The sequence below is a fragment of the Micromonospora sp. ALFpr18c genome (genome assembly GCF_008868155.1).
Classification (GTDB): Bacteria; Actinomycetota; Actinomycetes; order Mycobacteriales; family Micromonosporaceae; genus Micromonospora.
In genome coordinates, this window is the sequence record NZ_WBKR01000250.1 from 1 (window position 1) to 7,961 (window position 7,961).

6 protein-coding genes and 1 pseudogene are annotated in these 7,961 nt (G+C 72.2%); 5 read left to right on the top strand and 2 right to left on the bottom strand.

Translation table 11 applies throughout. The features are described 5' to 3' along the window. The 5 genes and pseudogenes from F8271_RS28365 to F8271_RS28385 form a co-directional block, all read left to right on the top strand. Positions 1-535: pseudogene (locus tag F8271_RS28365) on the top strand (hypothetical protein); the annotation flags it as partial. Between the two features lie 18 nt (positions 536-553). Further along, entirely contained in the window at positions 554-1,411 is an 858-nt protein-coding gene (locus tag F8271_RS28370) for a spermidine synthase (protein WP_151492909.1), read from the top strand. A gap of 113 nt (positions 1,412-1,524) precedes the next feature. Continuing rightward, complete coding sequence (locus F8271_RS28375) at positions 1,525-2,217, top strand: sigma-70 family RNA polymerase sigma factor (RefSeq protein ID WP_139582135.1); 693 nt, start codon at positions 1,525-1,527, stop codon at positions 2,215-2,217. Further along, the gene (locus tag F8271_RS28380; RefSeq protein WP_151492910.1) at positions 2,214-2,996 is read left to right on the top strand and encodes an anti-sigma factor; all 783 of its coding nucleotides are present in this window, start codon (positions 2,214-2,216) and stop codon (positions 2,994-2,996) included. The genes F8271_RS28375 and F8271_RS28380 overlap by 4 nt, the downstream gene beginning before the upstream one ends. A gap of 206 nt (positions 2,997-3,202) precedes the next feature. Continuing rightward, on the top strand, positions 3,203-3,850 hold the full coding sequence (locus F8271_RS28385; protein ID WP_151492911.1) for a hypothetical protein: 648 nt from the start codon (positions 3,203-3,205) through the stop codon (positions 3,848-3,850). 87 nt (positions 3,851-3,937) lie between these two features. Here F8271_RS28385 and F8271_RS28390 read toward each other — a convergent pair whose 3' ends face one another. Continuing rightward, on the bottom strand, positions 3,938-6,781 hold the full coding sequence (locus F8271_RS28390) for a stealth conserved region 3 domain-containing protein (protein ID WP_151492912.1): 2,844 nt from the start codon (positions 6,779-6,781) through the stop codon (positions 3,938-3,940). Then, on the bottom strand, positions 6,778-7,824 hold the full coding sequence (locus F8271_RS28395) for a hypothetical protein (RefSeq protein WP_151492913.1): 1,047 nt from the start codon (positions 7,822-7,824) through the stop codon (positions 6,778-6,780). The genes F8271_RS28390 and F8271_RS28395 overlap by 4 nt, the downstream gene beginning before the upstream one ends. Positions 7,825-7,961 lie beyond the last annotated feature (137 nt).

Consider the following 7,961-nt stretch of genomic DNA (forward strand, 5'->3'; position numbering starts at 1 on the left):
GGCGAAGTTGCCGGCGGCCGTGCAGGGCCCGCTGACCGCCCTCGAGGTGGCGGTGTCGGACGCCGCGCGGGTCGACGGTGACCTGCTGGTGGTGGACGGGCCGCTGCGCAGTCGCCGGCAGTTGCCCCGCACGCTCGGCTACATCAAGACCCAGCACAGCCAGTATCTCGACGCCCGGTTGACGGCCGTCGTCACGGGTCTGGCGTCGGGTGAGCGTTCGCCGGTGTTCCGGCTGGGCACGGCCTGGGGTGGCTGGTCGTGGTATCTGCGGTTGCCGGTGGCCGTCGGTGCGCCGTGGGCGGGCATCGTGCGGGTGGAGTGTTCCGCGGAGCTGCCCGTCGAGTCGGCGATCGAGTTGGCCGACCTGTCGCTGGTCACCCTGCCCCGCTTCGCGTCGACGCCGTACAAGGATCCGCGGGCGCCACAGAATCTGGTCCCGATCGCCGGTCTGGAGCGCCGACTGCGTGCCCTGCTCGGTGACTCCCGGCTGCTGCACCGCGCGCTGACCACCGCCGCCCGCGCCGCGGCCCGTTGAGCACGGGCACCGGTCGTCGTGGGCCGTAAGCGGGCGGGCGACCGGGTGGTCGAGCAGGTCGACACCGGTTTGGCGGAGCTGGTGCCGTCACCGGACCGGGCCGGCTCGTGGACGTTGCTGCTGGACGGCGCGCCGCAGTCGCACGTCGACCTGACCGATCCCACCCATCTGGAATTCGAGTACGTGCGGCGGCTGGCTGCGGCGGTGGACCTGGTGGCACCGGCCGGTGAGCCGTTGCGGGTGCTGCACCTCGGCGGCGGGGCGTTGACGCTGCCGAGGTACGTGTCGGCGACCCGGCCCGGCTCCACCCAGCGGGTGTCCGAGGTGGACGGTGCGCTGGTGGAGCTGGTCCGTCGGGCGCTGCCCTGGCCGGCGGACCCGCGGCTGCGGGTGCGGGTCGAGGACGCCCGTGCCGTGCTGGCCGCCACCCGCGACGCCAGCTACGACGTGGTGGTCGCCGACGTCTTCGCCGGTGCCCGCACCCCGGCCCACCTCACGTCGGTGGAGTACGCGGCGGAGGTGGCCCGGGTGCTCCGCCCGGCGGGCTGGTATCTGGCGAACCTGGCCGACGGTCCGCCGCTGCGGCACGCCCGCGGGCAGGTCGCCACGGTCCGTTCGGTGCTGCCGCAGGCGTGTCTCGTCGGGGACGCGGCGGTGCTGCGGGGCCGCCGGTACGGCAACCTGGTGCTGGTCGCGGGGCGTACGACGCCTCCGGTGCCGGCGTTGACCCGGCGGGCCGCCGGTGACTGGTTTCCCGGGCGGGTGGTCGCCGGCGACGAGCTGGACCGGTTCGCCGGTGGCGCGGCGGTGGTGCGTGACGCGGACGCCACCGGCTCGGATCCGCCGCCGCCGGGCCTGTTCTCCGTGCGCCGCTGACCGCCGGCCAGAACTTTTTTCGCGGTTCGTTGATCCGCTCGGGGCGGCGCTGCGTACCACCGGGCGGCCCACCTCGTGGGCCGGCGTTGGTCACGGACATCCCGGAGGTCTGCATGCATGCGGTGGCGGCCGGTTGGCATGGCGACGCGGTACGCGCTGACTGGATGTCCGCGCGGTCGTCGTCGCGGCCGACGTCGTCTGCCCGAGGGGTCGACGCCCGCGCGACGGCTCGCCAGAATGGTCCGGTGACGCCGCGACCGGCGCCCGGGCGCCATCAGGCGACGTCAACCGAGGCGAGCCACTCCGACCAGTTGATCCGCCTGCTCTACGCGGAGCACGCCGGGCCGTTGCTGATGTTCGTCATGCGCCTCACCGGGGGGGACCGGCAGCGCGCGGAGGACATCGTGCAGGAGACGCTGCTGCGGGCCTGGCGCAACGCGCATCGCCTCGGTGCGCAGGGGCAGGGGTCGTTGCGGCCGTGGCTGGTCACGGTGGCCCGCCGCATCGCCATCGACGAGCACCGCAGTCAGGAGGCCCGGCCGCCGGAGACGTACGACCGGGACCTGACCGCGTTCGCCGAGGCGGACAGCACCGACCGGGTGCTGCGCACCATGACGGTGGCGGACGCGCTGCGTACGCTGAGTCAGTCGCATCGGGAAATCCTGGTCGCGACGTACTTCCGGGGGCGGACGGTCCCCGAGGCCGCCGAGGAGTTGGGGCTTCCTCTCGGCACTGCGAAGTCGCGGGTCTACTACGCGCTGCGCGCGCTGCGCACGGCTCTGCAGGAGCGGGGGGTGACAGAATGAGCCGGCCAGAGCACATGGACGTCGCCGCGTACGCGCTCGGCGTGCTCGACGAGCAGGACACCGAGCGGTTCGAGGAGCATCTCGCCGCGTGCTGGGCGTGCGCGGCCGAGTTGGAGACGATGGTGCCGGTGGTGGGGCTGCTCTCCGACATCGACGGCGAGACGATGATGGCGCTGGAGCAGACCGCGACGGATCCGGCGCTGCTGGATCGGACGCTGGGCGCGGTCCGCGCCGACCGCCGGCGTACCCGGTTTCGTCAGCTGCTCGCCACCGCCGCGGCGGTGGTGGTGTTCGGCGGGTTGACCGGGTACGGCTTCGTCAACGTGGCCGGCGACGACACGCCGGGGGTGATCGCCGAGCCGACGTCGACCGCAGCGGTCAACGACCCGCCGACGAGCGTGCCGACGGCGCCGCCGAGCGGCCCGGGTGTGGGCGGCACCGAGGAGGAGGGTGACCAGGTCGACGCGACCGACCCGACCACGGGCGTGCAGACGACCATGTTCCTGGTGAAGCGGGAGTACGGCACCCGGATCAATTTCAGTCTGCGAAAGTTGCCCGGCCCGCGCATCTGCCGCCTCGTGGTGGTACGGAAGAACGCCGAGACCGAGGTGATTTCGACGTGGTCGGTGCCGGCGGACGGTTACGGCACGAACACCCGGCCGCAGGGTCTTGAGTTGAGCGCTTCGACGTCGGCGGTGGCGACCGACATCAAGCAGATCCAGGTGCAGTCGGTGGACGCGAACGGGGTGGCGAGTCCGCTGGTCACGGTGCCTCTGTAGGGGTTGCCTGCCGCGTCGGCACCGGTCATTGTCACAATGACTGGTGCCGATTTGTTGTGGTGCGGCAAAGAGGGCGCGTCGGGCCATACGCAGGGCGACCCCGATCGGTTCAATCAATATGGGTGAAATTGACCACTGTTACTACTTCAACCTTGACAGCCCGCTCTCCGTACCTATGGGTGAACTGCCAAGTATGAGGAGGGCACGTGGCACAGATGAAGCGGACCGTCATCGTCGCGAGCGCGATGGTCGCACTAACGGCCTGCGCTCCCGCGGGTTACGACGGGGCGAACTCGAGCGCGGCTGAGCCGGTCGCCGTCGCCGCGGCCGAACCCACCGCGACGGCTGAACCCGAGGCGTCGGCATCCGCGGAGGCGCCGGCCGCCGACGCGCCGCCCGCGAACGTCGACCTGACCGAGCAGTTGATCGGCAAAAATGTCGCCCGGATGGGCAAGGTGGTCACCGACCAGGACGGCTGGATCCTGTACCGCTTCGACAAGGACACCGCCGACCCGCCGGCGTCGAACTGCGTCGACAAGTGCGCCGAGGTGTGGCCCCCCGCGCTGACCGACGGCAACCCGCAACTCACCGGCGTCTCCGACGACAAGGTCGGCAGCGTGACCCGGCAGGACGGCACCCGCCAGCTCACCGTCGGCGGCTGGCCGGTGTACCGCTACATCGGCGACAAGAAGCCCGGCCAGTGGAAGGGCCAGGCCGTCGGCGGCACCTGGTTCGTCGTCCAGCCGGACGGCAAGAAGAACCTGAGCTGCCTGCCCACCAGCACCCCGAAGGCCGTCGCCCCGCCGGCGGACAGCGGGTCGAGCGACGCCGGCGGCTCGGGCTACTCGTACTGATCCCGTAAGCCACGAGGCACGGTGGCCGGTCGCGCCGGGAGGGCGCGGCCGGCCACCGTCGTGCCCGCGGGACGGATGGTCACGCTGTCACCGCCACGCGGCGGTGGACAGCCGGCGGTTGCGCTCGCTGCCCCGTTCGAACTGGCTGGCAATGGGGAAGTAGGCGCCGAGGAACACCTCGATGATCCGCGCCTGGTCCTCGGCCGGCACGTCGCCCTCGTGGTAGTCGTTGAGGCAGAACACGTCGAAGCCGCGGCTCGCCAGCAGGCTGTCCAGCCGTGGCAGGTGCGCGGCCAGCCCGACGTTGGCGAAGGTGCAGCGGACCGACCCCGCCGTCGTGCGTCCGCTCATCAGCCCGAAGTGGTGGGCCAGGGACGACAGCATGGACACGTCGTCGGCCGAGCGGATGCGGTTTGCCGCCGTACGCCGCACCGCCTCCGGGAACGTCGCTTCGACCTCATAGAGGGTGCTGCGCCGGTGCGCGTGCGGCGCGTGCAGGAACGCGTGGATCAAGGTCTTGCCGAACGTCTCCTCCAGCAACCGCCGGTTGTTCTTCGCGGCCACCGCGAAGGCCTCGTCGGCCGGACCGGGGGGCGTGAGCGGGATCTGCGTAGGACTGCGGAACGACTTGGGCAGCCCACCCGGGTTGAAGAACATGTCGGGCCCGAAGAGGCGACCGAAGAAGACGTCGTCGTTGAGGTAGACGAAGTGCTCGGACAGCCCCTCGATGTGGTGCAGTTGGGTCTCGATCGAGTGGGAGTTGAACGTCGGCAGCATGCCCGGGTCGGTGAAGATCTCCCGGTGGTCGACCATCCGGATCTTCGGGTGCCCGGTGTCGAGCCAGTCCGGCACCTGGCTGTCGGTGACGATCCAGATCCGGTTCACCCACGGCGCGAAGAGGTCGACCGACCGCAGCGAGTACCGCAGTTCGTCCCGGCTGCGGAACCGCTCGGAGCCCTGTAGCGCGCCCTGCTCGGCGTACCCCGTTCCCAGTGCCTGTGCCCGGCGGCGTGCCCAGTTCGGGTCCGCACCGTCGACCCAGGTGTAGACCAGGTCGATGGGGAAGGTGATCTCGTCGGCGAGCTGTCGGGTGAACGGTTCGACGGACCGGTAGTCGCGCCCTCCGACCGGCACTACGGCGGGGGTGAGGGATTCGGCGGACAGACGCTCCCCCACCAACGTCCGGGACGGGCCGCAGAGGTCACCGCTGTCCTCGGCGGTCTGCCAGAACTCCACGGCGCATCCGTAGATGGTGCCCAGCCGCAGCGTCTGCGACTGGGTCATCGCGGGTTCGAAGACCCGGAGCCACGCGGCCGTGGTCATGGCGGCGACGCCGGCGACGGCCGCCGCCGGCCAGACGCCCATCGTGCGGTTGCGCTTGTCGAAAGCCTCCACATAGACCGGCCGAGCGGCGTGTCGGCGAGCGAGGGTGGCCAGCACGGACTGCCGTGACTCGTCCCGCACCGCCACCCGGAAGGTCGGCGACATCTGCCGGACGAGGAAGTAGTCGATGCCCGCGGCGTCGAGGCTGTCCACGGTCAGGTCGAGATTGTCCCGCGCCACCTCGTACGGCGTGGAGTCGCGCAGGCGGGTCAGCTGCCCCCGCGTCCACAGCAGATCATCGCGTCCCGCCTCGACTCCGGCCGCCCAGGCCTCCACGTCGACGGCACCGACGCTACGGGCGGCGGCCCTGCTCGGCACCACGTTCGGCGCCGCCCGGCGGGCCTGGTGCGCCGCGACCGCAGCGAGGCGTCGGTCGGCCCACCCGGGGCGACCCCGGTCGGCGAGCAGCTCGGTGAAGAGCTGCTCCCACTGCGGCATCACCCGATCGACCGAGAAGCGCTCCACGTCGCGCAGCGCGGCGCGGCCCATCGTGTGCCGCAGACCGTCGTCCTCGACGAGCTTGCGCAGCGCGGCGGCCAGCTCGTCGACGTTGTCGGCGGCGACCAGGAACCCGGTCTCGCCGTCCTCGATCACCTCACGCGGGCCGTTGGGGCAGTCGTACGCCACCACCGGCACGGCCGCACTCATGGCCTCGATCAGGGTGAGGCCGAAGGACTCGACGCGGGACGTCACCATCGCCACCGACGCCTTGGCCCACTCGTCCTCGATGTTCTCCGTCGGGCCGAGCAGGTGGACCTGGTTGCCGAGTTTGAGGCCGGCGATCCGCTCCTCCAGCCGGGTACGGGATCCGTCACCGAAGATCCGCAACCGCCAGTCGGGATGGTCCGGTGCGAGCTGGCCGAAGGCGGCGATCGCGTGCTCGAACTGCTTCTCCGGGCTGAGCCGACCAGCCATCACGACGGTACGGGTCTCCCGCGTCGACTGTGGACGGTAGCCATCCTCGATCGGGTTGGGCAGCACGACCAACCGGGGCGCGGCGTCGGCCAGCAGGTCGGCGAACCAGTCCCGGGTGGGCCGGGAGAGCAACGCGATCGCGTCGGCCCGGGGGGCGAAGAGCCCGAACGGCTCACCGGAGGAGCCGCGCAGCTCGGCGACGCGGTGCTCCTGCGCCACGATCACGACACGGCGGGGCAGCAGCTTCGCGGCGACGGCCAGCAACGCCGGGGTGGTGGTGACCACCACGTCGGCGTCGGTCTCGCCGAGCACGCGTTCGAGTTCGAGGTCGGAGAGCGCGGAGAACGCGCCCTCCCAGTGCCGCTGCACCAGCGCGCTGGGCTCGGCGGCGAGCGCGTCGGCGACGGCGTCGGGCATCCCGCCCCGCACCGGCCGGGGCACGCCACCCCGGGCGTCCAGCAGGTGCACCAGACGGACCGCGGGATCCACCTCGAACGGCATCTCGTCACGGGTGCGCAGGACACCGATGACCTCCACCTCGTGGCGGTGTGCCAACCAGTTCGCCTGGCGCAGGACGGTGCGTTCCGTACCGCCGATGGCGTCGGCCCAGGTGAGCAGATAGGTGATCTTCATGAGTTGCCGTCCGTCGGGCGGGATCGAATGGGGAGACAGGCCAGGGCGAGGCTGCCGGCCGGCGTGAAGTAGGGCCGTACGCGGACCGACCGGCCGGGCGCGGCCCAGACCATCGCCGCCGGTGGCCGCAGCGACTTCTTCGGGTTGGCGAGGTCGTGCAGCACCGTGCCCACCCGCAGCCGACGCGACCCGGAGTGCAGGCGGACGTCGAAGATCCTCTCCCGGTCGTAACCGGCCTCCGTCATCGGCGCCAGCGGCAGGGCGAACCGCAGCAGGTCCGGGCCGACCGGCTCACCACGAACGCGAAGGAACTCGCCGCCGCCACGCGGCTCCAACCCGACCTCCACCGGCCCGTCGGCCCGCCAACCGACCGTGCGCACCTCAAGGCTCGCCCCGGTCCAGTCCAGCCGGACGTCGGTCAGCTCGGCCAGCGCGCCGGGAGCCGTGACGGCGAGCGTCAGTCGGCCGGCCTGGTCGGTCAGCGGTCGGTACCGGTGTCCCGAGTCGGGGCACGGCGGCGCCGCCACGGTGGGGCCGGCGGGCCGCTCGGTCACCCCTCCGAACACCCGGACGGGATCTCCACCGCCCGGCGCGCGGATCAGGCGACACTCGACCCGCCAGGGGGGACCCTCGGCCAGGTCCAGACCACCCGGTCGACCGCAGAGCAGGACGGCGGCGGACACGGACAGGCCGGCGGGCGCGCGACGCAGGTCGGCGGGCGCGGTGAGCCGGGTCGCGCCGCGGACGAGGTGCAGCTCCGCGCCGACCACGTCGGCGGCGAGCGCGGCCGGCACCGCGAGGTCCAGGTTGAGGGTGTGACCGTCGAGCACCCCCACGAAGCGGGCCTCGATCACCGGCCCGGCCGGCAACGCGGCACGGAAGAGGCGCTTGGGCGCCTGCGTCCGCACGGTGCCCTTCAACTGCGTCACCTGTCGGGTCAGTTGCCGGTCGGCCCGGCGCAGGGCGACCCGCAGCCGGGGCCAGCGCCGCAACGCGTCGGATGCCAGACCGCGAAGGTTCTCGTTCATGCCCGCCCCGCTCATGCCCGTCTCCGCTCCGCGCCGGTGGCCGTCCAGTCACCGAATTGCGTCCCGCTGCCCGCACGGCGCTGCCGGGCAGTCCAGAGCCGCCCGTCCACACCGACGACCGCGGCCACGACCCGCCCGCCCGCGTCCACCGC